This is a genomic window from Stieleria neptunia (assembly GCF_007754155.1).
Lineage (GTDB): Bacteria > Planctomycetota > Planctomycetia > Pirellulales > Pirellulaceae > Stieleria > Stieleria neptunia.
This window is the reverse complement of sequence record NZ_CP037423.1, coordinates 6523895-6542959: the sequence shown is the minus strand read 5'-3', so window position 1 is coordinate 6542959 and position 19065 is coordinate 6523895. Positions and strand designations below refer to the sequence as shown.

Annotated in this window: 15 protein-coding genes; 8 read left to right on the top strand and 7 right to left on the bottom strand. The window is 59.2% G+C overall.

Annotation, left to right across the window (positions count from 1 at the left end; all coding sequences use genetic code 11):
• The first annotated feature begins 239 nt into the window (after positions 1–239).
• The 6 genes from Enr13x_RS22790 to Enr13x_RS22765 all read left to right on the top strand — a co-directional run bounded on the left by Enr13x_RS22790 (position 240) and on the right by Enr13x_RS22765 (position 6091).
• Positions 240–1709, top strand: a complete 1470-nt coding sequence (locus Enr13x_RS22790) for a CmpA/NrtA family ABC transporter substrate-binding protein (protein WP_145389174.1) — start codon at positions 240–242, stop codon at positions 1707–1709.
• A 19-nt stretch (positions 1710–1728) separates the two neighbouring features.
• Positions 1729–2634: an ABC transporter permease gene (locus Enr13x_RS22785; protein WP_145389173.1), complete on the top strand. Its 906-nt coding sequence runs from the start codon at positions 1729–1731 to the stop codon at positions 2632–2634.
• Between the two features lies 1 nt (position 2635).
• Positions 2636–3541 (top strand): ABC transporter ATP-binding protein, encoded by a 906-nt coding sequence (locus Enr13x_RS22780; RefSeq protein WP_145389172.1) that lies wholly within the window; start codon positions 2636–2638, stop codon positions 3539–3541.
• A gap of 79 nt (positions 3542–3620) precedes the next feature.
• A complete protein-coding gene (gene cynS / locus Enr13x_RS22775; protein WP_197455289.1) occupies positions 3621–4079 on the top strand; it encodes a cyanase in 459 nt (152 codons plus the stop codon).
• Between the two features lie 3 nt (positions 4080–4082).
• Positions 4083–4682 (top strand): ANTAR domain-containing response regulator, encoded by a 600-nt coding sequence (locus Enr13x_RS22770; RefSeq protein ID WP_145389170.1) that lies wholly within the window; start codon positions 4083–4085, stop codon positions 4680–4682.
• Positions 4683–4903: 221 nt separating this feature from the next.
• Positions 4904–6091 (top strand): cohesin domain-containing protein, encoded by a 1188-nt coding sequence (locus Enr13x_RS22765; protein WP_145389169.1) that lies wholly within the window; start codon positions 4904–4906, stop codon positions 6089–6091.
• 221 nt (positions 6092–6312) lie between these two features.
• Here Enr13x_RS22765 and Enr13x_RS38185 read toward each other — a convergent pair whose 3' ends face one another.
• Complete coding sequence (locus Enr13x_RS38185; protein WP_197455288.1) at positions 6313–6471, bottom strand: hypothetical protein; 159 nt, start codon at positions 6469–6471, stop codon at positions 6313–6315.
• A 32-nt stretch (positions 6472–6503) separates the two neighbouring features.
• Between Enr13x_RS38185 and Enr13x_RS38180 the strand changes: the two genes are divergently transcribed.
• Positions 6504–7139 carry a cohesin domain-containing protein gene (locus tag Enr13x_RS38180; RefSeq protein ID WP_197455287.1) on the top strand — a complete coding sequence of 212 codons (636 nt, stop codon included), beginning with the start codon at positions 6504–6506 and terminating at the stop codon, positions 7137–7139.
• A 77-nt stretch (positions 7140–7216) separates the two neighbouring features.
• On the opposite strand, the gene Enr13x_RS22755 is transcribed toward Enr13x_RS38180, so the two are convergent.
• From Enr13x_RS22755 to Enr13x_RS22740, 4 genes are all read right to left on the bottom strand, one after another.
• Positions 7217–8215 carry a helix-turn-helix transcriptional regulator gene (locus Enr13x_RS22755; protein ID WP_197455286.1) on the bottom strand — a complete coding sequence of 333 codons (999 nt, stop codon included), beginning with the start codon at positions 8213–8215 and terminating at the stop codon, positions 7217–7219.
• Positions 8216–8509: 294 nt separating this feature from the next.
• On the bottom strand, positions 8510–9619 hold the full coding sequence (locus Enr13x_RS22750) for a hypothetical protein (RefSeq protein WP_145389166.1): 1110 nt from the start codon (positions 9617–9619) through the stop codon (positions 8510–8512).
• Positions 9620–9669: 50 nt separating this feature from the next.
• Complete coding sequence (locus tag Enr13x_RS22745; RefSeq protein WP_197455285.1) at positions 9670–12450, bottom strand: serine/threonine-protein kinase; 2781 nt, start codon at positions 12448–12450, stop codon at positions 9670–9672.
• Between the two features lie 12 nt (positions 12451–12462).
• A complete protein-coding gene (locus tag Enr13x_RS22740; RefSeq protein ID WP_145389164.1) occupies positions 12463–13158 on the bottom strand; it encodes a sigma-70 family RNA polymerase sigma factor in 696 nt (231 codons plus the stop codon).
• Between the two features lie 388 nt (positions 13159–13546).
• Between Enr13x_RS22740 and Enr13x_RS22735 the strand changes: the two genes are divergently transcribed.
• A complete protein-coding gene (locus Enr13x_RS22735) occupies positions 13547–14236 on the top strand; it encodes a hypothetical protein (protein WP_145389163.1) in 690 nt (229 codons plus the stop codon).
• Between the two features lie 218 nt (positions 14237–14454).
• Here Enr13x_RS22735 and Enr13x_RS22730 read toward each other — a convergent pair whose 3' ends face one another.
• Positions 14455–17883 (bottom strand): DEAD/DEAH box helicase, encoded by a 3429-nt coding sequence (locus Enr13x_RS22730; protein ID WP_145389162.1) that lies wholly within the window; start codon positions 17881–17883, stop codon positions 14455–14457.
• A gap of 763 nt (positions 17884–18646) precedes the next feature.
• On the bottom strand, positions 18647–18997 hold the full coding sequence (locus tag Enr13x_RS22725) for a hypothetical protein (RefSeq protein ID WP_145389161.1): 351 nt from the start codon (positions 18995–18997) through the stop codon (positions 18647–18649).
• Positions 18998–19065: the final 68 nt, after the last annotated feature.

Sequence of the window (19065 nt, the reverse complement as noted above, 5' to 3'; positions counted from 1 at the left end):
ATTGACAAACAAGCGATTCATCGGAGTTCACTCCCCGATCCGTGTGATCCCAAGAGTGGATTGGCACAACTGTTGCGACGTGATTTCGCCAGCGAAGCATCGGAGTGATCGGATGTTTTGAGCGATCAAAAACAAGCGGATGCGCACTACGTCGTTCCGACTTTCTAAACCGCGGACCCTTCCGCCATCGCGAGCCAGCGCGCTGCTGCTCGAATCTTCGCATTCCAAGGAATCTAACCATGAGTGTCTTTCGGCGTGATCCCTTTGATCCCGATCAATCGCTTGAACATCAACACCACGCGGGATGCGGCCATGGGCACTCGCATCGCGAACCGGCCTCTCCATCGCAGTGCCATCGAGAGAGATGCCATCAAGAGAGATGCCACGAACAAGAATGCCACGAACAAGACGAGCAGCGCAACACCGACCATGACGTCACGCAAGCGACACTGTCGTCCGAAGACGCGATGAGCCGCGCGGTCGAAACGGCGGTGGTCAAGGCGATCTTTGGGCAGAGTGATGTTTCGCGGCGGAAGGTACTGGCGGCTGCGGGGGCCGGTGTGGTCGCTGAAATCGTCCGCGGCATGTTTCCTTTGGACACGGCCAAAGCGATGGCGATGGAAATCGGCAAGATCGAAAAACCGGATCTTTCGATCGGCTTTATCCCGATCACCTGCGCCACGCCCATCATCATGGCCGAGCCGATGGGGTTCTATGAAAAACACGGTCTGAATGCGAAGGTGCGACGCGCCAGCGGCTGGGCGATGGTCCGTGACTGGGCGATCACCAAAGAAGTCGACGCGGCGCACATGCTGTCGCCGATGCCACTGTCGATCACCCTCGGTGCCGGATCGCCCAAGGTTCCGTTCTATATGCCGGCGGTTGAGAACATCAACGGTCAAGCGATCACGCTGGCCAACAAGCACAAGGGCGTCAGAACCGCTCAGGACATGAAAGGTTTTCGGTTCTGCGTGCCCTTTGAATATTCCATGCACAATTACCTGCTTCGCTATTACCTCGCCGAAGGAGGATTGCATCCGGACAAAGACGTGCAAATCCGCGTGGTTCCGCCGCCGGAGATGGTGGCGAATTTGAAAGCCGGCAACGTCGACGGGTACTTGGCCCCGGATCCGTTCAACCAGCGGGCGGTGTACGAAAATGCGGGGTTCATTTTCAAGCTTTCCAAAGAAATCTGGGAAGGACATCCCTGTTGTGCGTTTGCGATCTCGCAAGAGTTCGCCCACACACACCCCAACACGTTCCTGGCACTGTTCCGCTCGATCGTCGACGCGACGGCCTATGCGTCGGACAAGTCCAACCGCAAAGAAATCGCCAAAGCGATCGCGCCGCGAAACTACTTGAACCAGCCCGTCACCGTGCTGGAACAAGTGCTGACCGGTCGCTACGCGACAGGCTTGGGCGGCATCGGCAACGTTCCCGATCGGATCGATTTCGACCCCATGCCCTGGCATTCGATGGCCGTCTGGATCCTGACCCAGATGAAACGTTGGAAGCACGTCGATACCGACTTCGATTACAAGACGGTCGCCGAAGAAGTCTACATGGCAACCAAGTGCAACGAACTGGCCTCGGAAATGGGCTACGAAGATCGCACCAAAACCTACACCAAACACGTGATCATGGGCAAAGAATTTGATCCGGCCAAACCCGACGAGTACTTGGCGAGTTTCCCGATCAACAACCTTTAATCCCGCAGGCGAATTCAAGATGAATCCCAAAACCTGGCGTTTGCCGCGCGATCCGAAGTGGTGGCAAGCCAAGATTTTAAGCGTCGTGATTTTAGTTGCCCTGCTGGGCGGCTGGCAGTACGCGACCAGTCGGCCCGCGTTCGACCCGACGGGTAAAACCGAAGACGAACTGATGTTGCTGGAATTCAACGGCGACATCGTGATGAACGACGCCGGCGATTATGTGTTCAACGAGGAAAAGACCAGCGGCGTGCCCGGACCGCTGCTGGTCGGTAAAAAGATCGTCGAGGAGCTTTCGCATCCGTTTCACAAGAACGGAACCAACGATCATGGAATCGGTCACCTGATTTTTTACACGGTGTCGCGATTCAGCGTCGGGTTCGTGCTGGCGAGCGTGGTCGCGATCCTGGTCGGCGTGGTCGTGGGACTCAACCCCGTCATCTTTCATGCCGTCAATCCGTTCCTGCAGGTGCTCAAGCCGATCTCCCCGTTGGCTTGGATGCCCCTGCTGTTGTACACCGTCCAAAAACCGACGATCACCGCGATCCTGGTGGTGTTCATGGCGTCGCTTTGGCCGACGATCGCGAACACGGCGTTCGGGTTGTCATCGATCGACAAGGATTACTTGCGGGTTTCTCGGATGTTGGAATTCGGCTGGTTCCGGCGACTGTTCACGGTGATCCTGCCGGCGGCGGCCCCGGCGATCGTGGCGGGGTTGAGGATCAGTTTCGGTTCGGCGCTGGTGGCCGTCGTGCCGGCTGAAATGCTGCTCGGCGAACTCGGTGTCGGCTATCTGACGTGGATCGAGTGGAACAACTTGGACATTGCCGGCGTGTTGTTCGCCATCCTTGTGGTCGGCTTCGTGGGCTTTCTGATGGATGCCCTGTTCTCAAAACTCTCCAAGGCGGCCAGCTATGCAACTTGAAATGCCAACTCCTGATCTTCAATCCGCTCCGCCTGCCGAAGCGGACCAATCGAGCGACGGTCAATTGTCCGTCCGCAACGCATCAAAGTTTTTTCCGTCGTTGACCGGCGACGGCCAGGTCTGCGTTTTCCGCGACGTGTCGCTGGAGATCGCGAACGGGGAATTTGTTTCGATCATCGGGCATAGCGGTTGCGGGAAAAGCACGCTGCTGAACATTATCGCGGGATTCGACCAACCGACGTCCGGCGAAATCCTGGTCGACGGCAAGAAGGTGCACGGTCCGGGGTTGGACCGGATGGTGGTGTTCCAGTCGTTCGCGCTGATGCCGTGGATGTCAGCCTTTGACAACGTCCGCGTGGCCGTGCGTTCGGCGTTCCCGTCTTGGGACAGCAAACAGGTTGCCCAACACACGACGCGCTATTTGCATCTGATGGGCCTGACCGATATCGGTAAAAAAATGCCCGCCCACTTGTCCGGCGGAATGCGCCAACGCGTCGGACTGGCCCGCGCGTTTGCGGTGCAACCCAAAGCCCTGCTGCTGGATGAGCCGTTCGCTCAGATCGACGCGTTGACGCGTGGATCGATCCAGGACGAGCTGATTCGGATGTGGGATGTGGCCGGCGCGACCGTCTGTATGGTCACCCACGATGTGGACGAAGCGATTCTGTTGAGCGACCGAATTGCATTGATGACCAACGGCCCCGAAGCACGGGTCGCTGAAATCGTCGATATCAATATCCCGCGTCCGAGAACGCGTGAACAACTGATCGAATCGGACGACTACATGCGGTTGCGGACACGCATCTTGCGATTTTTGATCGACCACAACCGCCGGCCGACGGCGTTGGATGACACCGCCCACGCGATGGATGCCTATCCCCAGAGTGATGCATCCGTCTCGGATTGAACGGCTTCGTTTTGTTGGATTCCGAACCTTTGACCCCGCAGTTTCTTTCTCCTTTCGCAGAGTACTCTCAATGACCACGATGACAGAACCCATGCCCAGCCTCGAGCAAGTCGTCACCAAGATCGAATCGGTCAAGGTCGCCAAAAGTCTGACCTGGGCCGAACTGGCCGAAAAGATCGGCCAGAGTCCCGTCTGGGTCGCGGCGGCACTGACCGGTCAATGCTCCATGAGCGACGACGACTGCGCCGCGGTCAAGGAGGTGTTGGAGTTGACCGACGCCGACTGCAAGGTCTTGCAAGGCTATCCCTATCGGGGTTCGCTGACGCAAACGATTCCCAGCGACCCTTTTGTCTATCGCTTCTATGAAATCATGCAGGTCTACGGCATGGCGATGAAAGAAGTGGCACAAGAGGAATTCGGAGACGGAATCATGAGCGCAATCGATTTTTCGATTGACGTGGATCGTGAACCCGATCCGAAGGGAGACCGAGTGAAAATCACCTTCAGCGGCAAATTTCTTCCCTACAAAAAGTTCTAAGTGATGGCGACACCGCTTCCGCCACCGACGCTCAAGCTGATGCTGGTCGACCAGTCGAGCCAGCGTCGCGCGATTCTGGAAAAGATCCTTCGGGACAACGGTTACACCAACGTCTTTTCGACGTCGGGGCTGGACGATCTGTTCGCGCTGGTGGCGACCGTCAAACCCGACGTTGTCCTGATCGAACTGGATAGTCCGAAACGCGACACGCTGGAACAACTGCGCGAGATCCGGCAACGTCAACCCACGCCCGTGGTCATGTTCGCTCAAGATCAAGACGCTCAAACCGTCCACGCGGCGGTCGACTCGGGCGTCTGTGCCTACATGGTGGACAGCGTCGATCGTGTCAAAGTCAAGCCGGCAATCGACTTGGCGATGGCGACCTTTGCGGCCTATCGTCGCTTGCGAAATGAAGCCGACAAATATCGGACACAGCTCGATTCACGAAAGGAGATCGATCTGGCCAAGTCGCTGTTGATGCGGCACGAGCGCCTGGGCGAAGCCGAAGCGCACCGGATGCTGCGAAAGATGGCGATGGACAGCAATCGCAAACTGCACCGCGTCGCCCTGGACGTGATTTCGTCGTTCAAGAACAAACACTGATCCCACCGCGCCTCGGTCGACGAATCGAACCTCCCGACCGGCATGGGGATCGACACAAGTCCGTTCTGGCGCGATCATCGCTTGCCCCCAAGGGCCATTGCATCGGAGAACAGCACATCAAAAACGTCGACGTCAGGTTTTTTTCAGATACTCTGTGACATCGGGGCGACGGAATCCGCCTTGTTCCTGAGCACCTACCCGAATCCCCGCCTGACAGCCCCATGAAATTGATTCCCAGAAACAGACGACGACGCCCGACGATCGAGAGTCTTTCGGCCCGTCGGTTACTGGCCGCGGTCGACATCGCCGATGATTTGACGGCAGCGCCGGCGTCGGTGGTTTCCGTTCCCGTCAACATCGATGACGCCGATGGAGTCCGTGGTGCCGAGATCCGGCTCCGCTATGACAGCGACCTGTTGGATCTGGAACAAGCCGATGTCACCGCCGGCTCGGTCTGGGACAGTGGCAATGACACCCAGGTGACCGTGAATGTCGACGATGCAACCGGCACGATCGTCATTTTCATCTCGTCGTCATCCGAACAAGCCGCGACCGCGGGAAGCCTGGTCGAGTTGCAGTTCACCGTCGGCGGGGATGCAACGGTCGGGACGGCGACCACGATCGATCTGACCTCGGTCGTGTTGAACGAAGGCCAACTCAGTGTCACGCCGTCACCCATCGCGGGGGACGATGAAACCGACGGAACCCTGACGATCGTCGCAAGCGGTTCGGACACGATCTCCGGATTCGTGTTTGCAGACGCCAATGCCAACGGCAGCTTGGATACCGGAGAGGCAATTCCGGGTGTCACGATCAGGTTGATCCACACGACCACCGGCGCGGAGCAGCAAACGGTGACGGCGGCCGATGGCAGTTACCAGTTCACCGAGTTGGCGGCGGGGACGTACACCATCACCCAACAACAACCTGTCGCCTACTTGGATGGCGGGAACAATGAATTGACGGCGACGCTGACGGCCGGCGAAGCGTTGCAGGACCAGAATTTCACCGAACTCGGCCTGCTTCCGGGATATTTGTACAACCGGCTGCTGACAACGCTTGTCATGCCCGTCGGCTCCGATGCATGGTCCAACGAAATCGGTCGAATCAATGACGACGCGGAATCGGGGAGTGTCGCGACGGCACCCACGACAACTTTCGCCGCTGATGCCGCGACGTCTCTTTCTTCGCTTGCCGCGTCGAATGAATCCGCGACCGCCGCTGCAGCGACCTCCGAGTCGTTGCTGTCAGTTTCCGGCGGCGAGGGGGAAGCGATTCCGGCAGCGGCCGACGAGAGCTTCGGGACGTCCGACGTCACGGCTGCGATGAGCGCCGTGGTGCCCCCATCCGACGACCAGGATGAAGACGAGACCCTCGAAGAGGTCTACGCCATGACGCAGCTTTGGTAACCGACCGGCAGCGAAAATCGCCCAGGCGTCGGTGTCTCTTTGACGCCGAGCGGGGGACGTGATGTTAGCGGCGGGGCGCAAGCGGGCTGTCGTTTTTGTGAGCCGCGCGCGCCGCGTCAGCGGCCGGGCACTGCGACGCTGCCCGAGGCCTTACGGCCAGCGGCTCACCATTGACTCAGCAGATCCCGACTCAATCGACAGCCCGCAAGCCCTCCGGTCTTTTAACGTAGATGGCACTGCGCGACGGAATCGCCGGCGTGGCGACTTTCTCGATCGTCCAAATCGACCGCCCAGTTCGCCAACGATCGTCGGTTGGCCTTGTTCTGCGGATCGGCGAGCAGGTAAAGGACACGGGGTGATGCACCGTGGCGGGATGCCACGCTTCTCGATCTTCTCGATCCGTGGGACCAGGATGGCAGTTCAGACACGCAGGCTTGCCGCCGAGCGGTTGGAATCCAGGCGATTGTTAGCAACCGTTTCGGTGGAGCAATCCTTCGACGAATCCGCGCGCGAGCTGCGTTTGCCGCTGCGTGTTGAAAACGCGCAGGACGTCCGCGCCGCGGAAATTCGAATCGAATACGACCCCAACGTGGTTCGCGCGGAAGAATGGAAAGTCGAACCGGGGGAGTTTTGGAATGGCAGGGTCTCCCTGTCCGTCAACATCGACCAGGATGCCGGTACGATCACGGCGTTCTTGTTTACCGCGGAGCCGGTGGCTGCGACCGCGGGCGATTTGATCCGCATCGATTTCCAAGAGGAAGCTTGTGTGAGCCAACCCGGTGCCGCACCGATCACCGTCAGCCATGTGCATTTCGATGAACGTGCCGCCGCGTTGTCGGTCACCGCACCGATGGATCGGCAGCCGGTCCTGCAACCGTTCTCGCAGCTCGCCGATTCGTCCTCGCGTCGGATCGATCACTCTGGCGATCTACCGATGGGGCCGTTGCGCCCCGATCGTGTCGACGCGTTGATGGCCAGTTGGTTGCCGAGCGAACGTGACCCGGATGAAACGGTTAGGAACTTCGGAACAATAAGTGACGGGAATTGAGTGTGGGAGAGGCTTCCAGCCTGTCGTTTTCACCATGACAGGCTGGAAGCCTATCCCACATATTGTTCCGACGGTCCTTATACGGTTTTGACCAGCGACCGCGAGCGTCGAAATTCGGCCGGAGAGCAATCGTTCCATCGTTTGAACACGCTGCTGAACGACGAGGGTGACTCGTAGCCGACTTGAGTCGCGATGCTGGCGATTTCGACGTCGGTTTCACGCAACAACCGTCGCGCTTTTTGCATCCGCAATTCCGTCAAGTATTGCAGCGGGGCGCGACCGAGAAGATTGCGAAAGCGGTCGGAAAACGCGGACTTGGAAACTCTGGCTCGCTGAGCCATCGTGGGGACGTTCCAGGCAGACTCGGGGGTTTCGATCATCGTCTTCAACACCGGACCGATCACGGTGTCGGTCATCGCCCGCAGCAACCCCGATTGATCTACCTCGTCGACCGACTGGCTGTTGCGATGCAGCTCGGTGGCCAGGGTTTGAATCAAGACCAGCTCGGCCAACTTGCGTACCGTCAGTTGCCAACCCGGTGCCGCATCATGGATCACCTGGTGTGCCAGATCCAATAGCGGCAGGCACGTTTTGAGATCCCCGTCGCGGCGGTGATTGAGGTGGATCAGGGCAGGCAACCCGATTGCCAAGGGATTGATCGACAACCCTGTCAATTCAAATTGTCCATACAGGACGGTGGTCGAAACGTGCGGGTCCGGCAAAATCGGCCAGATGCCATCGGAGAGGCGTTCGGCGACCGGTTCGGTGTCGCTGCCAAGTTCCCGCAACAGTTGGTGTCGACCGCCATCGGTGGTGATCAGGTGGTCGCCGGCGATGACACGGATCGGTTCGGCGGTCGTTTTGCCCTGCGTGTTGTCATCCCATTCATTGCCGCCCCGATCATTGCCGCCCGGAACGAACCAGCCCCCGCCCCGCGTGATGACGTACATGCTGACGATGCCGGCGGGGACGTCCAGCCCCCATCGGGTCGGCAGATGCCAATACGCGGCCTGCCACCTGGGCAGGTACAGCTTGGACAATAGTTCTGTGACCGGATCGGATTCCAGGGGATTCATCAGACAAGCATTCATTGGCGTAGGGTCCGCAGCTGCGGTACCGATGGGCGCTGGCGGATTGCCAATCAAATACCGGTGGGACCTGCGGCGGCAACGCCGAACCAGACGCGGCCGATCTGGTTCCAGGCGGAATCCCCGCCGCGAGTGTCACGGCATGGAGGATGTTTTTGTGAGAAAAGATCACGAACCGATCCGCATCGAACGGAAATCAACCGTCGGATCGATTGGAGTGGGATCGGCTTCCAGCCTGTCAATTCAGCATCGACAGGTTCGAAAGCCTGTCTCATTTGAAGGCTACTGGGAACGCGCCGCGTTTACCGCTTCGCCGCGGCCGGCGATTTCGCCACTCAACAAGGCGCTTCCGGAGACCACCGAGGGGGTGGTTGCGACGGGGCGGGACAGTCCTCGGACCCCCGCCGACTTCCGTTTGAATCGATTTCTTTCGACGGGGTCGCCCTGCGTCCATCGGCTGACCAGGGTGCCGGAGCGTTTGGAATCGTGTTCGGAATCCAGCCCCGGCGTCTCGGCGATTCGAAAGTTTCGGTAGTGTCCCATGCTGGGATCAAGTTGAATTCGAATCTGGGATGACAATGCCGTGGGGCCCAAGGTCGGCAGGGCGGTGCTGTAGACGCGAATCATGCCACCGCCGTCACTGACGGAGGCCGCGGGGGTTTCAGCGAGTGGCCGTACCGGGTTTTGCACCAGCGGCTGGACTGGGTTTTCCGCCAGCGGCTGGACGGGGTGTTCAACCTGCGTGGACGCGGTTTGCGTCAGCGGCGTCGATGCCGTCACGGCTGATTGCGACAGGCCCGAGGTTCGAAGCGTTGCCGGCGATTGAGCAGGTGTCCGCTGAGCATCACTGCCGGCGTAATCCACGGTCAGAAAATGAATCTCCAAGTCCGTGGTGAAATCCATGCTCGCCAGTTCGTCCGCGTGATCGGAGGGCAACTCCGGAGTGCGGACGGCGATCATTCCGCCTTCGTTATCCGATGGCGGCTTGTTCGACGATGACGCATCGTCGGTCGAAGGAGCCATCGGACCGGTTTTGCGTTTTTTGTCCGACGGCTCTTGCGGCAGATCGTCGGCCAGAACGTCGATCGCTGGATGGTCCGACGTCCGATCCAGGGCATCCGGCGATGTCGGTCGGATCGACTCAAGGCGAATCGCCGGCGCGGTTTCCGCGGCTGTCGTCCCCGGCCGCACTGCGGAGACCTGCGAGACTGCGGCGACCTGCGATGCCGTCATCTGACCTGTCGCCTCCGCTTCGGCGTCCATCGCAAGCCCCAAATCGACATCACCAGCCAGCATCGTCCGGCTCTCAAGTCGTTCGACTTTCAAGGGCATTCTTCCAGCTGCGGCGCTGCGACGGGGGCGTGATGAACGGTTGACGGAGTCGTGTTTCATGGGAGGCGTCTGGATCGGTTGAACGAGAAACCGCGTTGAAGATTAGTTTGTCATGTTTCGTCGAGTGGTTGCTTTTGCAGCAATTCCGCGAACTCTGGACGATCGAGCAAGTCGGCGTCGTTGGCATAGCCCGTCTGGATCGCCATCTGCAGCGTCTCGTTGGCATACTCGATACAATCGGACTTCGTCACCCGTCCCTCTGCCGTGACACCCGAGCGAACGATCTGCAGCGCGGTCGTCAACAATTCTTCGGCGACACCGGCCAGACGTTCTCCATCATCGAGCCACAATTGGCGGCGACGGAGTGCAAACGCGAGTGCTTCGTCGAAGTTTTGGTGGTCCCGCAACAGCCTGCCGCAATTGTAAAAATGTTTGCTCAGGTAGTCGCGATAGCGCGGGACTTCGGGGGCAGCCAAATGGGCCAGGTGTTGATGCTCGACCGCCAGTCGATAGGAGTCGAGTGCTTGATGCGGTTGGCCCAATTGTTCCAACACAAAGGCGTGGTTGTTGTAGATCCCGCCCAGGGTACTTTGCAGCTCCGCGTCATCGTCGAACGCTTCGGTCAAGCCGACTTGGTACACGAGCGCTTGGTCAAACGCCCGCCTTGCCGCGTCGAATTGATCTTGCGATGCCAGCGCCATGCCGAGGTTGTTTTGTGTCACGGCCAAGTCGCGTTGGTAGGTCAATTCGTCCGGCCAGCGATCGATCAATTGTTGTTGGATCTGGGCGGCTTGACGATAGGATTCGATCGCGGCGTCCAAATCTCCGCTCGCCGATTGGGCCGCACCCAGGCTGTTCATCGTGAGCGCGACACGGCCGGCCGAGGCGGGGCTGGCGTGGTCGTCGGAAAGCTCCTGCAGCTGTAGCTCAAGGGCGGCGCGGGCGTAGCCGACCGACCGCTGCGGATCGCGTTCGGCCAACAATCCGCTGAGATTCTGGTAGGTCGATGCCAGCTGTTTGGCCAAGACTTCGTTGTGCGGTTCGTTCTGGGCGATCGCCAAGCTGCGTTGAAACATCACTTCGGCTTGATCCGGGCGATCGGTCTTGCTCAACAACAACGCAAAATTGCCGACCGCCATCGCCAACCCCGCACGCGTCGCCACGTCATCGGGGGCGGCATCGAGCAAGGCTTGCCAGCGCCCGATCGCGGATTCGTAGTGCCGTTGGGCGGCTTGGTATTGGCCGCCGCGTTCTAACGCCAGCGCCAGATTATTTTCGCTGGTTGCCAATTGGTGATTGATCGACCGGCTGGCCTGGTCGCTATTGGACAACTGTTGAAACAATCGCATCGACTCTTGAAGCGACTCGATGGCTTCGCCGGGCGAGCCGATTTCGTTTTGCAACGAGCCGATCTTGCCGTAGGTGATCGCCAGATCTTCGGTCAAACTGACGTCGTCGTCGGCCTGATCGGCAAACGCTTGGTAGTAGGCCAACGTTTCGCGGAGCAGTTGTTGTCGCACGGAACTGGCCGCCGGGATCTCGGACAACAGTTCTGCCATTTGGGCGCCCAAGCGATCGACCGTCGCGCGGGCCAGGGCGTCGCTGCGTTGGGCCAGCACCGCGTTGGCGTCGGATTCCTGTTTCGCCGCGGCGACCATCGCGATGCTGGCCGACAGCCCCAGCACGGCGAACCATCCGAACACAAACGTCATCGCCACCATGTTGCGATGGGCGTGTGCCCAATGGGACAACCGGTCGATCATCGTCGGCGGTCGGGCGACGGTGGGCTGGCCCCGCAACACACGCTGCATGTCTTCGGCGAATTGCAACGCGGTTTCGTAACGGTTGTCGCGCGATTTGGACATGGCTTTGGCCACCACGGTTTCCAAGTCCCTGGGGATGTCGTCACGCATCGTCCGCAGCGGGGCCGGAGAGCGCTCGCCGATTTGACGCAGCACTGCCGGCGTGTCGTTGCCGTCATGCGCCGGGCGCAAGCACAGCATTTCATACAACGTCGCACCCAACGAATAGACGTCGGTCCGCCCGTCGACGATCGCCGATTCGCCACGGGCCTGTTCGGGACTCATGTACTTCACCGTCCCGACAATGTCACCCGTCTTCGTCATGCTGGCGTCGGTCTGGCAGCGAGCCAATCCGAAATCGGTCACCCAGATTTTGTCGTCGTTGTCCAAGATTAAGTTCGACGGTTTGACATCCCGGTGCACGACACCAAACTCGTGGGCGGCGTGCAGCGCATGGGCGACGTCGATCGCCCGCCGCAACGTGACGTCGATGTCGGGCATCGCCCCGCGGTCGGACTGATCGGCGATCACCGCATCCAGCGATCGTCCCTCGATGAACTGCATCGCATAGTAGTGGACGCCACGCTGGACGCCGACGGTGTGCACCGGCACGATGTGGGGGTGATTCAGTTGCGCCGCCGCGTGGGCTTCGTTCTTGAATCGGGCGATTTGACGAGCGTCCAAGACGGCGGCAAACGGCAATAACTTGATCGCGACAATCCGCTCCAACGACAACTGCCGTGCGCGATAGACCACTCCCATGCCGCCGCGGCCGACTTCGTCCAGTAAACGAAAGTCGCCCAGCAGACGCTGGTCTTCGAAACCGTCGTGGCGATCGGCATCGGATTGCGGAGCGAATCCGGCCGCGACCTGGTGCAGATCGTCCAGCCCGTTGATGTAACAACGCAGCGGATCAATCAGTTCCGGATCGTCGACCGCCAGATCCTCCAGTGCCGGCGGTGCGCCCTGTTCCAATGCCGACAGGTAGCGATCGAGCAACAACGTCATCCGATCCTTTTGAGAATCGGACAGATGTCGCGTCGCCGAGGGTTCGACGCTTAAATCGGAGATCGAAGAATAGTCCAACACGTCGCTCGGTCGTTACGCTCGGGGATGCTCGTAGGTCTGTTTGAACTTGTCCATCGCCCGCAACCACAGCATCCGCACGGTGCCGGGACGACGATCGAGTCGGTCGGCGATTTCGTTGAACGAGAGTCCCTGCAAATTGCGCAACACGATCACGTCGCGGTACTCCGGACGAAGCTTTGCCAATTGATCGGCCAGTTCGACCGCACGCTCACGCCGTCTGGCCGGCTCGCTGGGCGACGGTCCGCGATCGGCCAACACATTGGCCAGATGACAGGCACTTTTGTTCAGTGATGCGCCGACCTGTTCGATCGACACTTCACGTCGCATGTCGCGTTTCTGGGCGTTCAAATGCATGTCGACGGCATCACGCAGACAGTTCACCAAGATTTGTCTCAGCCAACATAAAAACTCCGGCTCGCTGACCCCTCGAAAGGCCCGGAAATCGCGATGGGCCGCCAGCATCGTGTCCTGGACCAAGTCGGACGGACTCATCCGCCGCCGCAGCCGGCGATCGAGTTGTGTGGTCGCCAGAATCGTCAGATAATTGCGGTACAGCTGCAATAGCTGCCCGAGTGCCTCCGCGTCGCCGCTGCCGCTGGCATCCTGACACGCCGCATCCGGACACGCCGCATCCTGGCGAGCCGCGGACAGCAATTGCGGGACGTCGATTTCGCTCGTGTCGGTTCGGTCAATGGAAATACTGGTCATGCTTTGTCTCTCAATGTCCGTTCACGCGAGATCTCCGTCTCATCTTAACCGCAACGTTGCTTCGTCGCCCTCTCGCGACCACCGCTGGATCTTGGATCGGTACGAACGCCTGGAAAACTCTGCTACTCTAACGATCGCCGCACAGAAACCCACTCTATGCACAAGATAGGGCGCAATTTGACGACGGTGGCAGCTAGACAGTTCCATTGGGTCGCCGGAATCCCTTCCGGAGCGTGGACTTTCGGTCGCCGCGATGCGTTCGTTCTGGGCTGAATACCGGCCTGGACACGGGGCTGGACAATCTGGCAACCGCAACGGTCAAATTCGAAATCGATCGGCGAGCTTTCGGCCGCAAAATATTTCCCTCCGCTGCTATGGAGAAACCACGATGGCGAAAACGGAACAGAGTCGTCAAAAGAAGCTGGCGAAAAAACGCAGCAAAGAAATCGCGAAACGGAAGCGATTGGCGGCCGAGAAAAATGCGTTGAGTTCCGTGGCGGGGCAGATTGCGATCGCAGCACGATCCAAGATCAGCCAATGCTATGTTTCCGGCTCGATTCTTGACGACGAATCAGAACAGGGCCTGGATGCCGGCCTCGGCGGTGTCTTGGTCACCCGCCCGATCCCCGATGGAAGACTGGTGTTCGCCTGTTTCTTGGTCGACAAGTATTGCTTGGGCGTCAAAGACTCGTTTGCAAATTTGGTCACGCCAAGCCAATTTTCAGATCATCTTCGCGGGTTGCGGTCGTCGGGGGACGTCGCCAAGTGCGATCCCGTGGTGGGCAAGAAATTGGTGACCGACTCGGTCGAATGGGCGAAACAGTTCGGACTCGCCCCCCACCGCGACTACCAGCGAATCAGTGGCATCTGGCACGACGTCGACGAATCGCAATGCACCCGCACGTTTCAATTCGGTCGCGATGGCAGGCCCTGTTTCGTTCCAGGCCCCAACGACAGCCCGGAATTCGCTCGTCGCGTGATGGACACCATTGCCGCCCATTTGGTTGAAGGCGACGAGAAGGTCATCGTTTTGGACGAGGGCATCGACGATTTAAGGATCGATGCCGTAAATGAGTAGGCAGTAGGCAGTAGGCACAGTGATTTATCGCGGATGCGTGGATCACCGCTGCACCCTCTTTTCTTGTCGCCCGTCTCCCAACGGTCCCGCCCCATTTTTCTGCCCCCCATTTTCCTGTCATTTCCCCACCGCTGCCAAACGGCCCCGCCGAGCACCCCAAGGCTGAACACCAACGGTTGCCGAACCGATTCCTCCGCAGACCGCCAAGTGCACGGTGGTCATCCCAGCAGGTCTTGCAAATCCTGGGCCGTCAGCTGTCCGATCAGCGATTTGTTTTGGCTGACGATGGCATCGGCCAGATTGCGTTTGGACTTCTGCAACTCGACGATCTTCTCTTCCACGGTCCCGCTGCAAATCATTCGGTAGGCGTTCACACTCTGGGTCTGCCCCATTCGATGGGCCCGATCGATCGCCTGGGCCTCCACCGCCGGGTTCCACCAGGGATCCAAGATGAACACGTACTCGGCCGCCGTCAGATTCAAACCGTTGCCGCCGGCCTTCAAGCTGATCAAAAACAGTTGGCATTCGGGATCGTTTTGGAAACGCCGCACCTTCTCGGCACGTTTTCGCGTTTTGCCGTCCAGGTATTCGTAGTTCCAACCCCGTTGATCCAGATCTTGTTTCAGCAGCCCCAGGAGCGAAGTGAATTGCGAAAACACGAGTGCCTTGCGGCCTTCGCGATGCAGTTCGTCCAGTCGTTCGAGTAGTTCCTCGATTTTAGCCCCCCGCACGCCGCAATCGGGATGGATCAACCGCGGATCGCACGCGGCTTGGCGTAATCGCAACAACGCTTCGAGCACATGGATCTTGGCCTTCTTCAAACCGAGTTCCTTCACCTTGTTGCTCAAGTGGACGCGATAATGCTCCCGCAGTTCGTCGTACAGTTTGCGTTGTTTCTTGTCGATCGAGCAGGACAACGTCTGTTCGACCTTTTCCGGCAACTCCGTCAGGACTTCCGATTTGGTGCGTCGCAGGATGAACGGTTGCAGTGATTTACCCAAGCGTTCCACGTGCCGGCGTTGCGCCTCGTCTTCTAAATCGGGCAACTGGCCCGACGAGGGTTTGGCGTTGGCGAGCATTCCCGGATTCAGAAAATCGAACAGGGACCACAGGTCGCCCAAGTGGTTTTCGATCGGCGTCCCCGTCATCGCCAAGCGGTGTTCGGCGGGCAGCAAACGCGACGCCCGGGCGACCAAGCTTTTCGGGTTCTTGATCGCTTGGGCCTCGTCCAGGATGGCGTAGTCGAATTGCATCTGCGCCAACAGCGGCGCGTCGATACGCATTGTGCCGTACGTGGTCAACAGGACATCGATCGAATCGGGCGCCTCGGTAAAGGCGTCCCAGTCGGATTTGCGTTCGGTGCCGGTATGGTTGCGGACACGCAATTTGGGCGTGAATCTTGATGCTTCGTCCAGCCAATTGAACACCAGACTTTTGGGGACCACGACGATCGACGGGTTGCGCGTTTGCCCCTTGGGCACACGTCGTTTGCGACGCGCCTCGAGCAGCGCCAGCACTTGAATTGTTTTCCCCAGCCCCATGTCGTCGGCCAGGCAACCGCCGAAGCCGAATTTTTGCAGAAACCGCAACCATCCCAGTCCGGTCCGTTGATAATCACGCAACTCACCCGCAAAGGTCTTCGGTGGGGCGGCCGGCTTGATGCCGTCGAACGATTTCACCTGACGCAGGAACTTTGAAAAATCGTGGTCGCGTTTAACGCCGCCTTGTTCCTCCAACAACAGGTCCAACAACAGGCCTTGGGATCGGTGAAAGCGAATCGAACCGTCGTGTTCTTGTCCCGATTCGCGAATCCCGACAAACTTGGACAACCAGTCTTGGGGCAACATGCCGACCGTGCCGTCGTCCAGTTGGATGGTGGATGCACCCGATTGAAGCGCTTCGAGCAACTTGGGCAGGGAAGCGTTGACGTCGTCGAAGGCCACTTCGGCGTCCAGGTCAAACCAATCGACACCGCTGGTGACTTGAATGTCGATGTCGGATGCGATCCGCAGCGGCGCGCCGTTGGCCGTCACGCTCCATCCCGATTCACGCAACGATTCGACGACCGTCAGGAACCGATCGGGAGCCAGACTTACATTGGACGAATGGCGATCGATTGAAAAATCCAGCACGTCGTGGTCCAGCTTCGACAACCAATTCCGTTCGGCGTCCCAGTTGCGAAGCTGCACGGCGCCGGCATCATCGTCGAACCACCACCGTGCCGTGGAGTCGAACGTCAAGTCTCGATTCGGATACTGGATCGACATCGAAACGGTGAAGTCGGTCGCCTTGGGTTCGCGCTGTTCCAACAAGCAGTGCGCCACCGGTTCGTCGACGCGTTTAGGAATCTTTAGGGATTCATGCAGTTCCAGATCGACGTCGCCGTGGTGTGTGGACAGTTCGACCAACAGAGACTTCAAACTGGTGCGCGGTACCTGGATCGACGGCGTTTTTTGCCACGCCCGCATCCGACGGCAATCGTTCGGTGCGATCGTGACCAGACGGGTGCGGAGCGTCTCGGGCGACTCCTCGTTGTCTGGCAAGTCCGTCGGTTCCGAGTCGAATTGCAGTAGCGCGCAACCGATCGTCGACGACCACATCAGTTGCTCGATCGAACAGACCCCGATGTCGGGAACGACCAATTCGGGTGTGACGATCAACTTGGTCCGTTGATCGGGATCGGGCGCGACTCGCAACTGCATCGTCGTCAACGCCGCGACCGAAACGTCGTCAACCCGGCGGGCGTCTTCAAAGTGTTGTTTGGAATCGCCGAGTTTCCAGGCCAGCCGTCCGGTGGCATGCAAGGCTTCGAGCGATTCCCGAACCAACAGCGGCTCGACGGAGAACAGCCGATGGCCTTGGCGATAATTCCCGTAGAAGCGATAGCCGTTGGTTTCCCTGACAGGCTCCAGCATGGCCAACGCGTGCCGTTCTTGGGGATCGCTTAGATCGGCGATGTCCGAATCCAGCAGTTCGACGGAGGTCGGCCGGCTCCAATCACCGTCTGCCTTGCGGTAACTCTGCATCGAGGCGACACGCAGCGCGCCGGAATTGGCGGGGTCGGAGATTGAAAAAACAAACCAGTGTTGAGCTTGTTGAATCGAATCGGGCTGATGTCCGGTGGGCAAGCCCAACGGGGAGGGACGGGGCGAAGCGGCCAGCGAACTGGCGATGCCGCTTAGTTGCGACTTCCAAGCCGGTGGCTGGGGCTTGCGCGGTGCCTGGGGTTTCGAGCCGGACGCCGCTTTTTTCGCACCCCTCGCAGGGCCAGACACGCGGTTCGCGATCCTCGACGTCAACGAGTCTCCGATCAATACGTCGTCGACCTCGAATAAATCCAGCGTGTCGATGTCGACGAAGGGGCTGGCGTAGAGCAGATCGAACTTTGTGATCGTCGCCCAAAGGTGTTTGCAATTGTACCCGTCGCAGAACCTGGGGCAGTCACACGAGACGCCCAGTGAGGAATCGACGAGTTCACTGAAATCGAGCAGGACCTCGTACGTTTCGCCCATCGATCCCTCGACTGCGGCACGCACGCCCAGTTTTCCGACATCGACCAATTGGACCTTTTCGATCATCTCCACCGTGTCACCGCGACGGCGATCTCCGGATTCAAATTCGTCCGTCGCGGCCGCTGTTAACTTCATGTTGTTACCCAGTCCATTCGGGGGCAGGTTCAATTATCGTGGAATCGCCGATCGTGGTGCCAATTGTAGCGACGTGAGCAAAATGATCGAGGCCAGATGACGCGCCGAAACACACACCCCAGCGGGACGAGTCAGCGAGCGGCGAGTGATGCCCTCCCTTCCCTCCACGCCGGTCGTCCATCACCGAAAGCTCCGCCCGTCTACACCGACCGGGTGAAACCGATTCGCCGGAGGTCAGCGCCGCGGCACCACCGGACCACGCACCCCAATCCTCCCCACGACCCCGGACGGGGTCGCAGCAAATCCCGGCACCCCGCCGAGCGAAGCCTTCGGCTCAATCGAAACCTCAGAGACTGTCCGAGAAACCGGGGGCGATCGTTGGCGGCAAATCGTTGTCCCACCGCGAGGACTCAGAAAGAAGGTAGGAAAAGGGTGGATGAAGCGCGAGACACCCGGCACACACCGTGCACTCTTTTCCTACCCCAAATTTTCCTACCTCCATCTCCAACCGAGGCATCACCCGCGGATCATCATCAATACAACCGCGCCTCTTCACGTTGAGGAAGTTGGCAAGCATGCCAACGCAATTGGGTTGCAACTCTGACGGAACCTCAGCCCACCGCGACCGCACGTCAGACATCGCAGCGGAAAGCAATTCGATCAAGCTCAGCTTCGCCCGTCACGCGACCGGGAAGGTAGCGTCAACGATTGCCAAACCGCTCGCAAGCCCGGATCTTGTGTACGGGATGGTTCCTTACGATTGTCATTCAGTGCCGAGTCGCTCACGGATCGCCTCGGCGGCGGAAACAAATCGATCTCGCTGACCTCCATGGTACGTGTAACCATCCAGGGCAAAGACTAGCTCATCTGTATCGTCGACCAAGACATCGATATCTGCGACATTCCCAGCCGCGAACAGCTGGAGTTGATAGGTTCCGAAGGCTTCCAACTTGTCACCATTCTCTGTGGACTTAATCGGAGCCAAGGTGCGAAAAAGGGCCCTGAATCGTTCGAAGTCATCCGGTGGTATCATTATCTCGGTATTGTCCGGAAACGTTACTGACACTGACTGTATTCGGGTGTTTGCGACGATTGCAATTCGTTCATCGGTCATTGGACCGGATGAGGAACTGAAGCACCCAATGCAAGTCGCTAGCAAGGACGTCGCGAAAAGCACACGCA